The organism is Streptomyces sp. NPDC016851, assembly GCF_055562795.1.
The window spans coordinates 1-17,551 of record NZ_JBVHEP010000034.1; the positions used below are offsets into that span (position 1 = coordinate 1).

The following is a 17,551-nucleotide window of genomic DNA, read 5'->3' on the forward strand; positions in this document are numbered from 1 at the left end:
TCTCCCTATCTCCCCCCCGTCCCCCCGGGGTGCCGGGGGGGCCCCCCCGCCCTATCCGCGGCGCCCCCCGGGGGGGGGGGCCCGGGGGGGCCCCCGCCCCCCCCGCCGTCGGGTGGCTGACGTGTGCGCTCAGCGGCGGTCCGCGTCGAGCGGCTCCAGATCCTCGTCCTCGTCCAGGTCGGTGTCGAGGTCGTCCTCGACCTCGTCCACCACCTCGTCGTCCTCGTCGTCGTCATCGTCATCGACGTCGTCGAACACGGCGCTGACGTCGAAGCGGCAGACCACACTCTGCGGATCGACCTGCTCGAACGGCGCCTCCAGCCACTCCCCGGGGTCGGCCGGTTCCTCGGCCGCCGTCACCCAGAGCGTGGAGTCGCCCTCCTCCAGCCCGAACTCCTTGTGCCGGGAGGCGATCTCGTCGGGTTCGAACTCGCCGAAGAGGAGCCCGAGCGCACCGTGGATCGTCCCGGAGGCGGCCGGGCCGTCCTCGCCCTCCGCGGCCTCGATCCGCTGGGCATGGGCGAGCAGCCGCTGTGGCTCCGCCACCGCGTAGTCGCGGCGGATCAGTACGCTCAGCGCGTTCGGTTCCTCGGGCCCGGTGTACGGGGGCAGCGCGTCCTCCGTACCGGGGATCTCGAAGGGTGTGACCTCGTCGTAACGGTCGTAGAGCAGTTCGTCGTACACCTCTGCGGCCGCGGCCAGCTGGTTGAACGCCTCGTAGACGGCCGGGTCGTCCTCCCCCGACCTGCGTTCGACCGCGGCCAGGTGGCGGTCGAGCGCGGTCTTGACCGCCTCGGCGGCGGCGCGTACCTCGGCAGCGGTGGGCTGCGCAGCATCAGACATAGTGCAGACGCTATCCGTACCAGGCCCCAGCCCGCACAATAGATGCGATGCCGGAATACGAATTTGTCGACGTGTACGTGCCGCGCGGGGTCTCCCGCAAGGAGACGGCACGTCTGTTGACCGACCACGCCGAGTACGGACACTGGGAGTTGCACCGTCTGAGCCTGCTGCGCGACGGCAGCCGCAAGGTGCGGTTGCGCCGGCGGATCATCCGTCAGGTGCGGGCCACGTGGTGAGCTGAGACGGGGCACTGGGAGAAGGCACACACGGAAGCGGGCCCCGCATCGGCGGGGCCCGCTCCGTTTTCCGCTGCTGTCAGGCCTTGGCTTGGCCTTCCGGGCCTGTCAGGCCGAGGTGCGCGCCTTGCGGTAGAGGATCGAGCCCGCGAGCAGCGCGCCCGCTCCGGCCGGCAGGGCGAGGCCGAGCGGCAGGTCGCTGCCGGTGCTGGCGAGCTGCGCGTCGCCCTTGGGCTGGGTGACGAACTGGCCGCCCAGCTCGTTGCCGTCCGACGAACCGCCCGGCTTCTCGCCGTCCGCGCCGGGCGGGGTGCCGGGGTCGCCCGGGTGTCCGGGCTTGCCGGGGTCGCCCGGCTTTCCGGGCCCGTCCGGACCACCGGGGTTTCCGGGGTCGCCCGGGTCGCCCGGCTGTCCCGGGTTCTCGTGGCCGCCGCCGGGCGGGTCGGTGTGGTGCCCGCCGGAGCCGCCGTTGGCGCAGTCGTTGCCCGTGCTGGAGTTGCCGGCGCCGATGACGTCGACGCTGTTGCCGCAGACGTTCACGGGCGCGTAGACCGGCGCCTCGACATGGTTGCCCGAGCCGACGCCGGGCGAGTCACTGGCATGGCCGCCGGCGTGCGAGCCGCCGCTGCCGTCCGAATCGCCGTATCCCCCCGACGACGATCCACCGCCCTGGTTGGCGCACGAGTTGCCCACCGACGGGTTGAGGACACCGATCACGTTGACCGTGTTCCCGCACACGTTGACCGGCGCGTGCACCGGTGCCTGCACCGTGTTCCCGGACAGCACGCCGGGCGAGCCCGAACTGGAACCCTGGGCGCCCGAGTCGGCGTGCGCGGAGCCGCCCGCGGCGGCGATCACGCCGGTCGCGGCCGCCACGGTCATCAGACCCTTGCGGGTGACCTGTCGCATTCCTGAATACCTGCCTTCGACCTGTCTCGAATTCTTCTCGAATTCCTCGAAAGAAGCGTTCGGTCCCGGAGCGCATGGCACGCGCTCCGGGACCGATGGCTTTGGAACTCCCCTCAAAGAGGGGGAAGCGTCACTTGTTGACGCAGGTGTTGCCGAAGGCGGGGTTCAGCAGGCCGATCACGGAGACCGTGTTGCCGCAGACGTTCACCGGGACGTGAACGGGCACCTGAACAACGTTGCCGGACAGGACGCCCGGGGAGTGCACGGCGGCACCCTGGGCACCCGAGTCGGCGACGGCCAGGCCCGCGCTCGCGAGAACCAGCCCACCGGTGGCAGCCGCAGCAGCGACGACCTTCTTGATCATTATTCCTCCTAGTTGGCAAAGCGACCCATCTTGCGATCGCATTACCTGTAACGAGGAGGGAGTAATGAGGCTACGAGCTTATGGTCGCATTCACTCTTCCCAGTCGATCTCGTACACCCGAACGAATAGCGCTGTTTCGTATGGGCGGTTTCAGGACGCGTCGATGAACCGGTCGAGCACCCGCGTACCGAACTTCAGGCCCTCTACCGGCACCCGCTCGTCCACGCCGTGGAACATGCCGGCGAAGTCCAGCTCCGGCGGCAGCTTCAGCGGCGCGAAGCCGAAGCCCCGGATACCCAGGTCGTCGAAGGACTTCGCGTCCGTCCCGCCGGAGAGCATGTAGGGGATCGCCTTGGCGGTCGGGTCCTCGGCCAGCAGCGAGGACTGCATCGCCTCCACGAGCGCCCCGTCGAAGGTGGTCTCGACGGCCTTGTCGGCGTGGACGTCCTCGCGCCGCACCTTGGGGCCGAGGATCCGGTCGAGGTCGGCGAGGAACTCCTCCTCGTGCCCGGGCAGGAACCGTCCGTCGACGTGGGCGGTCGCCTCGCCGGGGATGACGTTGACCTTGTAGCCGGCGCCCAGCTGCGTGGGGTTGGCCGTGTTGCTCAGCGTCGCGCCGATGAACTTGGCGATGCCGCCGAGCCTCACGAGGGTCGACTCCATGTCCTCCGGGTCGAGCTCGGTGCCGAGCGCGTCACCGAGCTCGTCGAGGAAGGCGCGGGTGGTCTTGGTGACCCGCACCGGGAACTTGTGCCGCCCCAGCCGCGCGACGGCCTCCGACAGCTCGGTGATCGCGTTGTCCCGGTGGATCATCGACCCGTGCCCGGCCGTGCCGGCCACGGTGAGCTTCATCCAGTGCATGCCCTTCTCGGCCGTCTGGATCAGGTACAGCCGCCGCTCCTCGCTCACCGTGAAGGAGAATCCGCCCACCTCACTGATCGCCTCGGTGACGCCCTCGAAGAGGTCCCGGTGGTTGTCGACGAGGTAGCGGGCCCCGTACGTGCCGCCCGCCTCCTCGTCCGCGAGGAACGCGAGGACGATGTCGCGCGGGGGCCTGCGCCCGCTGCGCATCCGGTCCCGGACGACCGCGAGGGTCATCGCGTCCATGTCCTTCATGTCGACGGCACCGCGGCCCCACACGCAGCCGTCGGCGACCTCGCCGGAGAAGGGGTGGTGGGTCCAGTCGTCGGCGTTGGCCGGTACGACGTCCGTGTGGCCGTGGATGAGGAGCGCGGGCCGGGACCGGTCCTCGCCCTCGATCCGGGCCACCGTGGAGGCGCGGCCCGGGTGCGACTCGAAGATCTGCGGTTCGAGCCCCACCTCGGCGAGCTTCTCGGCGACGTACTCCGCCGCCTTGCGCTCGCCCGGACCCGAGTGGTCGCCGTAGTTGCTGGTGTCGATCTGGATCAGCTCGCGGCAGAGGTCCACGACCTCGTCCTCGCCGGTGACGCTCCTGGCCGTGTCCGTCTCGCTCACGTGCTTCCTCCCGCTGTCACTGCTGGTGGGTCCTCCTCATACTCCCTCTCCCCGGCCCGCACCCCAATACCGGACCCGGTCCGTCACAGGCCGTTCACGCCCGGCCGGGTGCGGGCGGGGGGTGATCGGCCACCCCTGAGAGCCTGGTAATGTTTACGTCGTCGCCGCGGGGAGAACCCGCGCGACAGACACCTTGTCCGGGTGGCGGAATGGCAGACGCGCTAGCTTGAGGTGCTAGTGCCCTTTATCGGGCGTGGGGGTTCAAGTCCCCCCTCGGACACAGATCGAAAAGCCCCTCTCACCGAGGGGCTTTTCGCCGTTTCCGGGGAGGAAGGCCTTCCTTCGGAGGAATGTGGGCGACATCTCGCCAGGTCGCAGAAGCACAGGTGGGAGCCGGGGCGCCGGACCTCCGGGGCGTCTCGCGTTCGCCTCCGCGTGGCGGACATGACAGGGCGAAGTCACCCGACCACTAGAGTATTGGGCTTGTTCGCGCCGTAACGGAACATCCCCAGGCAGACCTGCGGGCCCACCGGCGCCCCGGATGGTCCGGGTTCGAGACGCGAGGATCCGATGGCCGCCCTGCACGACAGCCCTGACCTCACCGTGCTGGACCGGGAGTTGAGCACGGCTCCGAGCGACGTGGCCCGCTTCTCCGCCGGTCCAGCGGCCTCCCCCCGCACCCTGGTCGACATCTTCGAGGCGTCCGTACGCGCGTACCCCGACGAGCCCGCGCTCGACGACGGTCACCGGCTGCTCACCTACCGCGCGCTGGCGGTCGAGGTGGAGCACCTGCGGCAGCGGCTGGCCGCCGTCGACGTCGGGCTCGGGGACCGCGTCGGTGTCCGGGTCCCGTCGGGCACCAACGATCTGTACGTGGCGATCCTCGCGGTGCTGGCCGCCGGTGCCGCGTACGTGCCCGTGGACGCCGAGGACCCCGACGAGCGGGCCGATCTGGTCTTCGGCGAGGCCGGGGTGCGGGCGGTCGTCGGGGCCGGTCACGAGCTGACCGTCCAGGGTGCCGCCGGTCACACCGCCGCCCGGCCCGGTGCCGGGCACGACGCGTGGATCATCTTCACCTCCGGCTCCACCGGGAAGCCCAAGGGCGTGGCCGTCAGCCACCGCAGCGCCGCGGCCTTCGTGGACGCGGAGGCCGCCCTGTTCCTCACCGACGAGCCGATCGGGCCCGGTGACCGGGTCATGGCGGGGCTGTCCGTCGCGTTCGACGCGTCCTGTGAGGAGATGTGGCTGGCCTGGCGGTACGGCGCCTGTCTGGTGCCGGTGCCGCGCTCGCAGGTCAGGAGCGGCGCCGATCTCGGGCCCTGGCTGGTCGAGCAGGAGATCACGGTCGTGTCCACCGTGCCGACGCTGGCGGCGCTGTGGGAGCTGGAGACGCTCAATGACGTACGGCTGCTGATCTTCGGCGGGGAGGCGTGCCCGCCCGAGCTGGCGCAGCGGCTGGTGACCGAGGGGCGCGAGGTGTGGAACACCTACGGGCCGACCGAGGCCACCGTCGTGGCGTGCGCGTCGCTGATGAGCGGCGAGGAGCCGATCCGGATCGGGCTGCCGCTGGACGGCTGGGAGCTGGCCGTCGTGGACGAGGCCGGCGAGCCCGTGCAGATGGGCGGCAGTGGACAGCTGGTGATCGGCGGGGTGGGGCTCGCCCGGTATCTCGACGCCGAGAAGGACGCGGAGAAGTACGCGCCGCTTCAGTCCCTGGGCTGGGAGCGGGCGTACCGCAGCGGTGACCTGGTGCGGGCCGAGCCGGAGGGGCTGGTCTTCCTCGGGCGGGCCGACGAGCAGATCAAGCTCGGGGGGCGGCGGATCGAGCTCGGTGAGGTGGACGCGGCGCTGCAGGCGCTTCCCGGTGTCGCCGGCGCGGCCGCCGCCGTGCGTACCGCTCGCAGCGGAAACCAGCTCCTCGTCGGGTACGTCGTCATCCAGCAAGGGTGGGACCAGGCCGCCGCCGTGGAGAAGCTGCGTGCCGAACTGCCCGCCGCTCTCGTGCCGCTGCTCGCGCCGGTCGACGAGCTGCCCACCCGCACGTCCGGCAAGGTCGACCGGAACGCGCTGCCGTGGCCGCTGGAGGGCCTGGTCAGCGACGGCCCGGCCGAGGAGCTGTACGGGACCGAGGCGTGGCTCGCCGAGCAGTGGGGCGAGGTGCTCGGCATCCCGGTGGGCAGCGCCTCCGACGACTTCTTCGCCATCGGCGGGAGCAGTCTGGCCGCCGCCCAGCTGACGACGAGGCTGCGCACCCGCTACCCGAGCGCGGCCGTGCTGGACCTCTACCAGCATCCGACGCTGCGCAAGCTGGCCCGGCACCTGGAGGAGTCCGCGCAGGGCGACGGCTCCCGGCGGGTGGTCGAGCCGGTGCCGGCGCGGGCCGGGGTGGTGCAACTGCTGCTGCTGCTTCCGCTGTTCACCCTGCTCGGGCTGCGCTGGATGGTGCCGCTGGCCGCCCTCGGGAACGTGCTGGGGGCGTACGCCTGGCTGCCGACCGCTCCCTGGTGGGTCGTGGGTGCGGGGGCGTTGCTGTTCTTCAGTCCGCCGGGACGGCTGGCCATCGCCGCCGGTGGGGCGCGGCTGTTGCTGCGCGGGGTGACGCCGGGTCGCTACGCACGCGGTGGGAGTGTGCATCTGCGGCTGTGGACGGCCGAGCGGCTCGCCGAGTTCAGTGGCGCGGCCTCGCTCACCGGTTCCTGGCTGGAGAGGTACGCCCGGGCGCTCGGCGCCAGGGTCGGCTCCGACGTGGATCTGCACTCGCTGCCGCCGGTGACCGGGATGCTCAAGCTCGGGCGGGGTGCCGCCGTGGAGTCCGAGGTGGATCTGTCGGGCTACTGGCTGGACGGTGACCGGCTGGAGATCGGGCCGGTCAAGGTGGGTGCCGGTGCGGTGGTCGGGACGCGCAGCATGCTGTTCCCGGGTGCCCGCGTGGGCAAGCGGGCCGAGGTGGCGCCCGGTTCCGCCGTCGCCGGGCAGGTGCCCACCGGGCAGCGCTGGGCCGGGGCGCCCGCCGTGAAGCTCGGCAAGGCCAAGCGGAACTGGCCCAAGGAGCGGCCGGGCAAGAGCGTGTTCTGGCGGGCGATGTACGGCATCTCCGGGTTCGGGCTGAGCGCCCTGCCCCTGCTCGCCGGACTCGGCGCGCTCCTCACCGCCGGCCTGTTCGTGGCGCCCGGCGCCGGGCTCGGTGAGGCGCTGCGGGGCGCGGCGCTCGCGCTGGTTCCGGCGACCCTGGCCTTCGGCGCGGTGTACGCGCTGCTGCTGCTCGTCGCCGTACGGCTGCTGAGCCTCCGGCTGCGCGAGGGCACGCACCCCACGCACAGCAGGGTCGGCTGGCAGGCCTGGACGGTCACGCAACTGATGGACCAGTCCCGGGAGATGCTGTTCCCGCTGTACGCCGGGCTGGTCACGCCGGTGTGGCTGCGGCTGCTCGGGATGCGGATCGGGCGGGGCGCCGAGGTGTCGACGGTGCTCGCGCTGCCCAGCCTGACCACGGTGGGCGACGGCGCGTTCCTCGCGGACGACACGCTGACCGCGCCGTACGAGCTGGGCGGCGGGTGGATGCGGATCGGGCGCGCGCAGATCGGGCGCCGGGCGTTCCTCGGGAACTCGGGGATGACCGCGCCGGGGCGCAGCGTGCCGGACGGCGGGCTGGTCGGGGTGCTGTCGGCGACGCCGAAGAAGGCGAAGAAGGGCAGCTCGTATCTGGGGCTGCCGCCGGTGAAGCTGCCGCGCAACGCGGGCGGCGGCGACCAGAGCCGTACGTACGAGCCGCCCGCGCGGCTGCTGTGGGCGCGGGGCCTGGTGGAGGTGTGCCGGATCGTTCCGGTGCTGTGCTCGGCCGCGCTGGCGGTGCTGACGGTGGCGGCGCTGAGCTCGCTGGGTGGCTGGGCGTGGCCGCTGGCCGGGGTCGTGCTGCTGGCGGCGGGGGCCGCGGGGTGTGCTCTGTCCGTGGTCGCCAAGTGGCTGCTCGTGGGGCGGCACCGCAGTGCTGAGCACCCGCTGTGGAGCTCCTTCGTGTGGCGCAACGAGCTGGCCGACACGTTCGTCGAGGTGGTGGCGGTGCCGTGGCTGGCCGGGCGCGTGCCCGGTACGCCGCTGATGACGCTGTGGCTGCGTGGGCTCGGTGCCCGGATCGGCCGGGGCGTGTGGGTGGAGAGCTACTGGCTGCCGGAGACCGACCTGGTGACCCTGGGCGACGGGGCGACGGTGAACAGGGGATGTGTGCTCCAGACCCACCTCTTCCACGACCGGATCTTGCGGACGGATACTGTGGTCCTCCGTGAGGGCGCCACTCTGGGCCCGGGCGGGATCGTCCTGCCCGGCAGCACCGTCGGGGCCCGCACCACGCTGGGTCCGGCGTCCCTGGTGATGGCCGCGGAGTCCGTGCCCGACGACACGCGCTGGCTGGGCAACCCGATCGAGGCATGGCGTCGCTAGGCGGGACCCCCGCGGGGCCGAGGGCCGACGGACGTCGTACGAGCGCAGTGCAGGGAGCGGACGCAACAGTGGCGGTTCAGCAGTCAGTGGGTCAGGACCCGTATTTCCCGGGCAACGGTGACCGCCGGTACCGGGTGCACCGGTACGAGCTCACGCTGGACTACCGCCCCGCGCCGAACCGGCTGGCGGGAACGGCCCGGATCAACGCCATCGCGGGCGGTGGCCAGCTCACCGAGTTCCAGCTGAACCTCGCGGATTTCCGGGTGGGCCGGGTGAGGGTCGACGGCCGTACGGCGCATTACACGCACCGGGGCGGCAAGTTGCGCGTGCGCCCCGCCAAGCCGCTGCGCGCCGGTGCCGCGTTCACCGTCGAGGTGCAGTGGTCGGGGAACCCCCGGCCGGTGAGCAGCCCCTGGGGCGGCCTCGGCTGGGAGGAGTTGGAGGACGGGGCGCTGGTGGCGAGCCAGCCGGTCGGAGCGCCGTCGTGGTACCCGTGCAACGACCGGCCCGCCGACAAGGCCTCGTACCAGATCTCGGTCACGACGCCGTCGGCCTACGCGGTGGTGGCCGGTGGGCGCCTGCTCACCCGCACGACGAAGGCCTCGACGACCACCTGGGTGTACGAGCAGGCGGCGCCGACCTCCAGCTATCTGGTGGGGCTGTCGATCGGGAAGTACGAGACCGTGCTGCTGGGCGACCCGGGCCCGGGCGGGGTGCCGCAGCACGGGCACATTCCGGCGCACCTGCTCCCCCGGTTCTCCCGGGACTTCGCACGGCAGCCCGCGATGATGGAGCTGTTCCAGGAACTGTTCGGGCCGTACCCGTTCGACGAGTACGCGGTCGTCGTGACCGAGGAGGAGCTCGACGTCCCCGTCGAGGCACAGGGGTTGTCGCTGTTCGGGTCCAACCACGTGGACGGGGCGCGGGGTTCGGAGCGGCTGGTCGCGCACGAGCTGGCGCACCAGTGGTTCGGCAACAGCGTGTCCATCGCCGACTGGCGGCAGATCTGGCTGAACGAGGGGTTCGCGAAGTACGCCGAGTGGCTGTGGTCGGAGCGCTCGGGAGGCCGCGGCGCCCGGCAGCTGGCCGCCGCCGCACACCGGTCGCTGTCCGCGCTGCCGCAGGACCTCCGGCTCGCCGATCCGGGGCGGAAGTCGATGTTCGACGACCGTCTCTACCAGCGCGGCGGGCTCACCCTGCACGCGGTGCGGTGCGCCCTGGGCGACGACGCGTTCTTCCGCATGCTGCGCGGGTGGGCGGGGCTGCACAAGGGCGGGGCCGTGACGACGGCGGCCTTCACCTCGCACGTGGCGCGGTTCGCGGACGAGCCGCTGGACGAGCTGTTCGACGCGTGGGTGTACGGGACGGCGCTGCCGCCGCTGCCTTCGTCCGGGACGGGTGCGGCCGTCTAGCAGAATGACCGGCATGACTACGCGTTCTTGCCCCTGCGGCCTGCCCGGGGCCTACGGCGACTGCTGTGGGCGCTACCACTCCGGGACGGCCGCCGCGCCGACCGCCGAGGCGTTGATGCGCTCGCGGTACTGCGCCTTCGTGAAGGGCGACGTCGCGTATCTCCAGCGGACGTGGCATCCGCGGACGCGGCCCGGGACGCTGGAGCTGGACCCGGGAATGCGGTGGACCGGGCTGGAGATCCTCGACACGAGTGACGGGTCGGCGTTCCACTCCGCCGGGACCGTGGAGTTCCGGGCTTCGTACCGGGGCGGCTCGCTGCACGAGCGGAGCCGGTTCGAGCGGGTCGACGGGGCCTGGGTGTACGTCGACGGGGAGTTTCTGCCGTAGCGAGTGCGTGCGGACCCCTAGGGCGCCAGGATGTCGAGTTCCTGGAGGGCGCCGACCGTGATCTCGCGGGTCAGTTCCTCCGCGCGGGCCGCGTCACCGGCGCGGACCGCCTCGGCGACCTGGACGTGCAGGGTGACGGCGGCGGGGTCGGGGTCCTCGAACATCACGTCGTGGTGGGTGCGGCCGGCCAGGACCTCGGCGACGACATCGCCGAGGCGGGCGAACATCTCGTTGCCGGAGGCGTCCAGGATGACGCGGTGGAAGGCCATGTCGTGGACGAGGTACTCCTCCAGCTTGTGACCGCGTGAGTTGGCGACCATGCCGAGGGCGCACTGGGTGAGTTCGGCGCACTGGTCGGCGGTCGCGTGCCGGGCGGCGAGGCCGGCGGCGACCGGTTCGATCGCCGAGCGGAGCACCGTGAGGGAGCGCAGCTGGGGAGCGCGGTCCTTGCCGGCCAGGCGCCAGCGGATGACCTGCGGGTCGTAGACGTTCCACTCCGACTTCGGGCGGACGGTCACGCCCACGCGGCGGCGGGACTCGACCAGGTGCATGGACTCCAGGACGCGGACCGCCTCGCGCATCACCGAGCGTGACACGTCGAAACGCTGGGCGAGCTCGTCCGTGCGCAGGACACTGCCCGGCGGGTACTCGCCGGCCGTGATCTCGGGGCCGAGGGTGTCCAGAACATGGCCGTGCAGCCCCCGGCCCGGTGTGGTCATGCACTCAGCGTACGGGGTAGATCACGGAGACAAAAAGTCAGACTTATTCGTCACGACCTCTTGAATTCGTCGTACCTAATGGGTTTCAGTTGCGTCGACATCACGTGTCGACGGAGACAGCAGACAGTGAGGCAGCGATGAACACCCCCCACGTCGTCGTGGTCATGGGCGTCGCCGGCACCGGCAAGACCACCATCGGTCCCCTGCTCGCGGCCCGGCTCGGCGTTCCGTACGCCGAGGGCGACGACTTCCACCCGCAGGCCAACATCGCCAAGATGTCGGCCGGTACCCCGCTCTCCGACGAGGACCGCCTGCCGTGGCTGGACGCCATCGGCTCGTGGGCGCACGGGCGGGCCGGGCTCGGCGGGGTGGTCAGCTGCTCGGCGCTGAAGCGGTCGTACCGCGACCGGCTGCGGGCCGCCGCGCCCGGCGTGGTCTTCGTGCACCTCACGGGTGACCGCGCGCTCATCGAGGACCGGATGTCGCACCGGCAGGGGCACTTCATGCCCACGGCACTGCTCGACTCCCAGTTCGCCACGCTCCAGCCGCTCCAGGCGGACGAGGCCGGGGTCGACGTGGACGTCTCGGGCAGCCCGGAGGAGATCACCGAGCGGGCGGTGCTCGCTCTGCAGGACCTCCCCGAGCCCGTCCAGTAGTCCCTGACGGTCCCGTCCCCCGACTCCCCTCCAACGCAAGGGAACCCACCCCGTGACCAGACTCAGCGTCGAGATGCTGGCAGCGGACGCACCCGAGCCGATCACCTCGGCCGGCCACGCTCAGCTGGGCATCGCCGTCCTGGCGGGCATCGCCGTCATCGTCCTGCTCATCACCAAGTCCAAGCTGCACGCCTTCCTGGCGCTGACCATCGGGTCACTGGCGCTCGGCGCGATCGCCGGGGCGCCGCTGGACAAGGTTCTCACCAGCTTCAGCACCGGCCTCGGCACCACAGTCGCCGGCGTCGGCGTGCTGATCGCCCTCGGTGCCATCCTCGGCAAGATGCTCGCCGACTCCGGGGGTGCCGACCAGATCGTCGACACCATCCTCGCGAAGGCCGGCGGGCGGTCGATGCCGTGGGCGATGGTGCTCATCGCCTCCGTGATCGGGCTGCCGCTGTTCTTCGAGGTCGGCATCGTGCTGCTGATCCCGGTGGTGCTGATGGTGGCCAAGCGCGGCAACTACTCGCTGATGCGGATCGGCATCCCGGCGCTCGCGGGCCTGTCCGTGATGCACGGGCTGGTGCCGCCGCACCCCGGTCCGCTGGTCGCGATCGAGGCGGTCAAGGCCGACCTCGGGGTGACGCTGGCGCTGGGTGTCCTCGTCGCCATACCCACGGTGATCATCGCCGGTCCGCTGTTCTCGCGGTACGCGGCCCGCTGGGTGGACGTGCCTGCCCCGGACCGCATGATTCCGCAGCGGGCTTCGGAGGACCTGGACAAGCGGCCCAGTTTTGGGGCCACGCTGTTCACGATCCTGCTGCCGGTGATCCTCATGCTGGCCAAGGCGCTCGTCGACATCGTCATCGACGACCCGGAGAACCTGGTCCAGCGGGTCTTCGACGTCATCGGCGCCCCGATGATCGCGCTGCTCGCGTCGGTGCTGGTCGGCATCTTCACGCTGCTGCGGCCCGCCGGGTTCTCCAAGGAGCGGATCTCGCCGCTCGTCGAGAAGAGCCTCGCGCCCATCGCGGGCATCCTGCTGATCGTCGGCGCGGGCGGCGGCTTCAAGCAGACCCTGATCGACACCGGGGTGGGCCAGATGGTCCTGGACATCTCCAAGGACTGGTCGATCCCCGCGCTGCTGCTGGCCTGGCTGATCGCGGTGGTGATCCGGCTGGCGACCGGTTCGGCGACGGTGGCGACGGTCTCGGCCGCCGGGCTGGTCGCCCCGCTCGCGGCCGACATGTCGACCACGCACGCGGCCCTGCTGGTCCTCGCCATCGGCGCCGGCTCGCTGTTCTTCAGCCATGTCAACGACGCCGGGTTCTGGATGGTGAAGGAGTACTTCGGGCTGAGTGTCGGCCAGAACATCAAGACCTGGTCGGTCATGGAGACGATCATCTCGGTGGTCGCCGGCGGCATCGTCCTGCTGTTGTCCCTCGTGATCTAGGAGTGCCACGGCCATGACGGCTCACCCCCTCTTCGACATCAGCGGCCGTACGGCGCTGGTGACCGGCTCCAGCCGGGGCATCGGACTCGCCCTCGCCCGCGGTCTGGCGGAGGCCGGATGCACGGTCGTCCTGAACGGACGCGACAAGGACCGGCTCGCCGAGGCCGCCGCCGGACTGCCCGGCGACCGGGTGCACACGGCGGCGTTCGACGTGACCGACGGCCCGTCGGTGGCGGACGGCGTCGCGGACGTCGAGGAGCGGGTGGGCCCGCTCGACATCCTCGTCAACAACGCGGGCATGCAACTGCGAGCCCCGCTGCTGGAGTTCACCGACTCCGACTGGCACCGGATCCTCGACACCAACCTGACCAGTGCCTTCCTGGTCGGCCGGGAGGCCGCGCGCCGGATGACGGAACGCGGCCACGGCAAGATCATCAACATCTGCTCCCTGCAGAGCGAGGTGGTGCGCCCCGGGATCGCGCCGTACGCCGCCACCAAGGGCGCGCTGAAGATGCTCACCAAGGGCATGTGCGCGGACTGGGGTCCGAGCGGTGTGCAGGTCAACGGGCTCGGCCCGGGCTACATCGAGACGGAACTGACGCGGCCGCTCGTCGCCGACGAGGAGTTCAGTGCCTGGGTGCGGCGGCGCACCCCGGCCGGCCGGTGGGGTCGCACCCAGGACCTGGTGGGCGGGGTGCTCTTCCTCGCCTCCCCCGCGGCCGACTTCGTCAGCGGGCAGGTGCTGTACGTCGACGGCGGTATGACGAGCGTGCTGTAACCACCTGCCGGGAGGCTGTGATGCTGGGTTGTGTGATCCACGGTCAGGGTGACCTGCGCGTGGCGGAGTTGCCGGTTCCCGAGCCCGGGCCGGGGCAGGCGCTGGTCGCCGTGCGGTACGGCGGGGTGTGCGGGTCCGATCTGCACTACTGGCGGCACGGCGGGGTCGGGGACTTCCGGCTCCGGGAGCCGATGGTGCTCGGGCACGAGGTCGTCGGGACGGTGGTCGGGTACGGTGCCGGCGCGTCCGGGCCGGCACCGGGTAGCGCCGTCGCCGTGCATCCGGCGACCCCGTGCGGGGTGTGTCCGGAGTGCGCGCAGGGGCGGCGGAACATCTGCCGGGACACGCGGTATCTGGGCAGTGCGGCGCGTTTTCCGCATGTGCAGGGCGGATTCGCGGCGCAGGTCGTCGTGCCCTGCGAGCAGGTGCGGGCCTTGCCGGACGGTCTGGAGCTGCGCCGGGCCGCGCTCGCCGAGCCGCTGTCCGTCGCGCTGCACGCGGTGCGGCGGGCCGGGGAGGTGGCCGGGCGGCATGTCCTGGTGACCGGTGCCGGGCCCATCGGGTGTCTCGTCGTCGCGGCGGCGAAGGCGGCGGGGGCTTCCCGGGTGACTGTCACGGATCTGCTGCCCGAGGCGCTGGAGTACGCGCGGGTCGCCGGTGCCGGGGCCCTCGTACGGGCCGATGATCCTGACGACCCGGGGTGGCCTGCCGAGGTGGACGTCGCGATCGAGGCGTCGGGAGTGGCTGCCGGGCTCGACACGTGTCTGCGGCGGGTGCGGCGGGGTGGGGTCGTGGTGCAGTTGGGGATGCTGCCGGCGGGGCACAGTGCGTTTGCGGGGAACCTTGTGGTGAGTCGGGAGATCGAGTTGCGGGGGGCGTTTCGGTTCGACGGGGAGTTCGATCAGGCGCTGGAGCTGCTGGCGCGGGAGGCGGCGTTCGACGGGCTGGTCAGTGCGGTGGTGCCGGTCAGGGAGGCCGAGTCCGCCTTCGCCCTGGCCGCTGATCGGAGTCGGTCCTGCAAGGTGCTGTTGGATTTCGCCGGGGCGCCGTAGGGGGTCTCGGCTGTCGTCAGGCCACGAGGCGGAGCACGTCTGTCAGGCCGCGGTCACCCGTGCGGTGTTCGGCGGGCAGGATGTAGGTGCGCAGACCACAGGCGGTCGCGCCGCCGTCGCGGACGGGGTTGTCGCCGACCATGAGCGTGGCGCGGGGGTCGGTGCCGAGGTCGGCGCAGGCCTTGAGGAACAGGTGCGGGTCGGGCTTTTCGCGGGCGTGTTCGTAGGAGATGACGCAGGTGTCGATCAACGTGTCCAGGCCGTGGTGCGTGAGGTGGGCGCGCAGGTCCCAGGCGAAGTCGCTGACGATGCCGATGCCCAGTCCGCGGTCGCGCAGGGCGCGCAGCACCGCTTCGCTGTCGGGGTAGGGGATCCAGGCATCCGCCGCGATGAGTTCCCGGTAGGCCGTGTCCTCCACGCCGCGCAGGAAGTCCACTTTTTCCCACCATCCCTGCATGGCACGGCGGTGCCGTTCTGAGGAGAGGTCCCGGCCCTCCTGCAGGGCGACGACAGCGGGCAGCCGGAAGGCGGTGCGCAGCTGCCGGGAGGTCTCGGCCAGCACACCCGGCTCGTCGAGCCGGGGAAGGCGGCCGGAAGCTGCGCCGACCCGGCGCAGCCAGGTCTCCAGATCGATCATCTGGAAGATGGTGTTGCTGAAGTCGAACAGTACGGCTTCGACCGGTGGCACGGGTGCGGCCATCTCGGCGTCCGTGAGGCGGTAGGCGCTGGGGGTTTCGAACAGGGTCTGTATCACGGGGCGGGCTGCTCTTCGGGGGCGATGGTCTCGACGGGGACGTTGAGGTCTCGGATGGCCGCGAGTTCTGGTTCGGGGGTGCCGGTGTCGGTGATGACGGTGTGGTAGTCGGCCGCGGTGCCGTAGGCGTAGGTGGCGGTCTTGCCGAATTTCGAGTGGTCCACCAGGAGCAGCGCCTGCTCGGCGGCGGCGAGCATGGCCAGCTTGACCTCGACGTAGTCGTTCAGGGGGTGGAAGAGGCGGCCTTCCAGGACGGCGGTGGCGGACATCAGGGCGAGGTCGGCGTGGAGTTGGGACAGGGCGCGGGTGACGACGGGACCGGTGCACGAGTTGAAGTCGCCGCGGTAGTGGCCGCCCAGCAGGGTGACATGCACGGTCGGCGCGGACCCGAGGCGCTGGGCGAGGCCGACCGAGTTGGTGACGACGTGCAGCTGATCCAGCTCGGCCAGCCTGGGGACGAGGGGGAACAGGGTCGTCGAGTCGTCCATGAGCAGTGTGCTGCCCGGCCTGATCCGGTCGGCGACGGCCGCGCACAGCGCGTTCTTGGCCTCCAGGGCGCTGTTCTCCCGGAAGCGGGTGGCGGTCTCCATGGTGAGGGCGGGGAAGGCGACGGCCCGTCCGCGCTCCTTGCTCAGCAGGTGGCGCCCGGCGAGGTCGTCCAGGTCCCGGTGCATCGTCATCAGGCTGACGTCGAAGTGCCGGGCGAGGTCGTCGATGCGGGTCTCGCCGTGGTCGGCGACGTAGCGCAGGACGGCCTGCCGACGCTCCTCGACGGCGGCCTGCGACAGTCGCGTACGGGCGGTCACTGCGCCCCTCCTTCCGGGTGGCTCCGGTCTCGCAGTTTCGCACACGGGTCAGCGGGGGCCGGGGGCTGTCCGGCCCCCGGGCCGCCCGCGCGGCGGCGAGTACCAGGTACGACACGGGTGGCTACGGACTTTCCACCGTGACCAGCACCTTGACCTGCTCCGGGTCGACGGAGGCGGTGAACGCCTTGGCGGCGTCGTCCAGGGGGTAGGTGGCGGTGACGATCTCGGCGGTCCGGACGGAGCCCGACGCGATGAGGGACATGGCGGTGCGGTAGTCGTCGGCGGTGTACATCAAGGTGCCCTCGATGCGGATCTCCCGGTCCTGGATCAGGTCCAGGCGGATCGGGGTGGCGCCGGCGGCGCCCACCCCCACCACGACGATGTGACCGCCCTTGGCGACCAGGTCGGTGGCCTGTGCCATGGACTGTGCGCGGGCCACGCAGTCGAAGACGACGTCGGCCGGGCCGTCGAGTGCCTCTTGGGCCCGGTCGACCAGGCCGGGGGCGTCGGCGGGCAGGGCGGCGTCGGCGCCGAGGCGCAGGGCCCGTTTCCGCTTGCCTTCCAGCAGGTCGGTGACGACGATCCGGGCGGCGCCCGCGTGCCGGGCGGCGATGAGGGTGAACAGTCCGATGGGGCCGGCGCCGAGGATGGCGACGGTGCGGCCGGTGAGGTCGCCGGCCTTGGCCACGGCGTGGACGGGGGTGGCCAGCGGTTCGACGAGGGCTGCCTGGAGGTCGGTCATGCCGTCGGGGACGCGGTGGACACGGTCGGCGGGGATGGTGAACACGTCGGCCATGGCGCCGGGGGTCTGGCAGCCGAAGACCTTGAGTTCCTGGCAGATGTTGTAGCGGCCGGAGCGGCACTGGGCGCAGCGGCCGCAGTACAGGTTGGGTTCGACGATCACCCGGTCGCCCGGGGTGAAGTCCTCGGCTCCGCGCCCGGCGGCGGCCACGACGCCTACCGCCTCGTGGCCGGGGCGGTAGGGCAGGTCGATGAAGGGGTGGTGGCCGGCCGCGGCGTGGGTGTCGGAGCCGCACACGCCGACGACCGTGGTGCGCACCAGCAGTTCGTCGTCCCCTGGGGCGGGTGCGGGCACGTGCTCGATGGTGATGTCGTCGAGGGAGCGGACGAGGACGCGGCGGATCTGCTCGGTCATGGTGGAGGGTTCCGTTCGGCTCGGGGCGTTCAGGCGGTGGCGGCCACGTCCTGGGTCGCCCTGGACGGCGGGGGCGGGTACGGCGTCGGGCAGGACCACGTGGGTGGCGGCGGCC

16 protein-coding genes and 1 tRNA gene are annotated in these 17,551 nt (G+C 71.7%); 9 read left to right on the forward strand and 8 right to left on the reverse strand.

Translation table 11 applies throughout. From position 1 onward, the window contains the following. Positions 1-129: 129 nt before the first annotated feature. Positions 130-843: a hypothetical protein gene (locus ACZ3I3_RS37115; protein WP_467372186.1), complete on the reverse strand. Its 714-nt coding sequence runs from the start codon at positions 841-843 to the stop codon at positions 130-132. 47 nt (positions 844-890) lie between these two features. On the opposite strand from ACZ3I3_RS37115, the gene ACZ3I3_RS37120 reads away from it, so the two are divergent. Beyond that, positions 891-1,079 carry a DUF5703 family protein gene (locus tag ACZ3I3_RS37120; RefSeq protein ID WP_010045410.1) on the forward strand — a complete coding sequence of 63 codons (189 nt, stop codon included), beginning with the start codon at positions 891-893 and terminating at the stop codon, positions 1,077-1,079. A gap of 108 nt (positions 1,080-1,187) precedes the next feature. Here the strand turns inward: ACZ3I3_RS37120 and ACZ3I3_RS37125 are convergent, their stop codons facing one another. The 3 genes from ACZ3I3_RS37125 to ACZ3I3_RS37135 all read right to left on the reverse strand — a co-directional run bounded on the left by ACZ3I3_RS37125 (position 1,188) and on the right by ACZ3I3_RS37135 (position 3,828). After that, positions 1,188-1,988, reverse strand: coding sequence for a chaplin (locus tag ACZ3I3_RS37125; protein ID WP_467372187.1), 801 nt, complete (start codon positions 1,986-1,988; stop codon positions 1,188-1,190). A 130-nt stretch (positions 1,989-2,118) separates the two neighbouring features. Next, the gene (chpH, locus tag ACZ3I3_RS37130; protein ID WP_150479926.1) at positions 2,119-2,352 is read right to left on the reverse strand and encodes a chaplin ChpH; all 234 of its coding nucleotides are present in this window, start codon (positions 2,350-2,352) and stop codon (positions 2,119-2,121) included. A gap of 150 nt (positions 2,353-2,502) precedes the next feature. Beyond that, a complete protein-coding gene (locus ACZ3I3_RS37135; RefSeq protein WP_467372188.1) occupies positions 2,503-3,828 on the reverse strand; it encodes a M20/M25/M40 family metallo-hydrolase in 1,326 nt (441 codons plus the stop codon). A gap of 195 nt (positions 3,829-4,023) precedes the next feature. Here ACZ3I3_RS37135 and ACZ3I3_RS37140 point away from each other — a divergent pair. From ACZ3I3_RS37140 to ACZ3I3_RS37155, 4 genes are all read left to right on the forward strand, one after another. Then, positions 4,024-4,108: transfer RNA gene (locus tag ACZ3I3_RS37140), tRNA-Leu, on the forward strand. A 290-nt stretch (positions 4,109-4,398) separates the two neighbouring features. After that, positions 4,399-8,265 carry a Pls/PosA family non-ribosomal peptide synthetase gene (locus ACZ3I3_RS37145; RefSeq protein WP_467372189.1) on the forward strand — a complete coding sequence of 1,289 codons (3,867 nt, stop codon included), beginning with the start codon at positions 4,399-4,401 and terminating at the stop codon, positions 8,263-8,265. Between the two features lie 68 nt (positions 8,266-8,333). Further along, positions 8,334-9,677, forward strand: a complete 1,344-nt coding sequence (locus ACZ3I3_RS37150) for a M1 family metallopeptidase (RefSeq protein WP_467372190.1) — start codon at positions 8,334-8,336, stop codon at positions 9,675-9,677. 13 nt (positions 9,678-9,690) lie between these two features. After that, the gene (locus ACZ3I3_RS37155; RefSeq protein WP_467372191.1) at positions 9,691-10,065 is read left to right on the forward strand and encodes a YchJ family protein; all 375 of its coding nucleotides are present in this window, start codon (positions 9,691-9,693) and stop codon (positions 10,063-10,065) included. A gap of 17 nt (positions 10,066-10,082) precedes the next feature. Here ACZ3I3_RS37155 and ACZ3I3_RS37160 read toward each other — a convergent pair whose 3' ends face one another. After that, a complete protein-coding gene (locus ACZ3I3_RS37160) occupies positions 10,083-10,784 on the reverse strand; it encodes a FadR/GntR family transcriptional regulator (protein ID WP_467372192.1) in 702 nt (233 codons plus the stop codon). 137 nt (positions 10,785-10,921) lie between these two features. On the opposite strand from ACZ3I3_RS37160, the gene ACZ3I3_RS37165 reads away from it, so the two are divergent. The 4 genes from ACZ3I3_RS37165 to ACZ3I3_RS37180 are packed head-to-tail and all read left to right on the forward strand — an operon-like array spanning position 10,922 to position 14,720. Then, the gene (locus ACZ3I3_RS37165; protein WP_467372193.1) at positions 10,922-11,440 is read left to right on the forward strand and encodes a gluconokinase; all 519 of its coding nucleotides are present in this window, start codon (positions 10,922-10,924) and stop codon (positions 11,438-11,440) included. A 52-nt stretch (positions 11,441-11,492) separates the two neighbouring features. Further along, on the forward strand, positions 11,493-12,890 hold the full coding sequence (locus ACZ3I3_RS37170; protein ID WP_243381241.1) for a GntP family permease: 1,398 nt from the start codon (positions 11,493-11,495) through the stop codon (positions 12,888-12,890). Between the two features lie 13 nt (positions 12,891-12,903). Beyond that, entirely contained in the window at positions 12,904-13,668 is a 765-nt protein-coding gene (locus ACZ3I3_RS37175; RefSeq protein WP_467372194.1) for an SDR family oxidoreductase, read from the forward strand. A gap of 20 nt (positions 13,669-13,688) precedes the next feature. Next, complete coding sequence (locus ACZ3I3_RS37180; protein ID WP_467372195.1) at positions 13,689-14,720, forward strand: L-idonate 5-dehydrogenase; 1,032 nt, start codon at positions 13,689-13,691, stop codon at positions 14,718-14,720. Between the two features lie 16 nt (positions 14,721-14,736). On the opposite strand, the gene ACZ3I3_RS37185 is transcribed toward ACZ3I3_RS37180, so the two are convergent. From ACZ3I3_RS37185 to ACZ3I3_RS37195, 3 genes are all read right to left on the reverse strand, one after another. Continuing rightward, entirely contained in the window at positions 14,737-15,474 is a 738-nt protein-coding gene (locus ACZ3I3_RS37185) for an HAD family hydrolase (protein ID WP_467372196.1), read from the reverse strand. After that, positions 15,471-16,280, reverse strand: coding sequence for a DeoR/GlpR family DNA-binding transcription regulator (locus tag ACZ3I3_RS37190; RefSeq protein WP_467372197.1), 810 nt, complete (start codon positions 16,278-16,280; stop codon positions 15,471-15,473). The genes ACZ3I3_RS37185 and ACZ3I3_RS37190 overlap by 4 nt, the downstream gene beginning before the upstream one ends. A gap of 121 nt (positions 16,281-16,401) precedes the next feature. Beyond that, on the reverse strand, positions 16,402-17,436 hold the full coding sequence (locus tag ACZ3I3_RS37195) for a zinc-dependent alcohol dehydrogenase (protein ID WP_467372198.1): 1,035 nt from the start codon (positions 17,434-17,436) through the stop codon (positions 16,402-16,404). Positions 17,437-17,551: the final 115 nt, after the last annotated feature.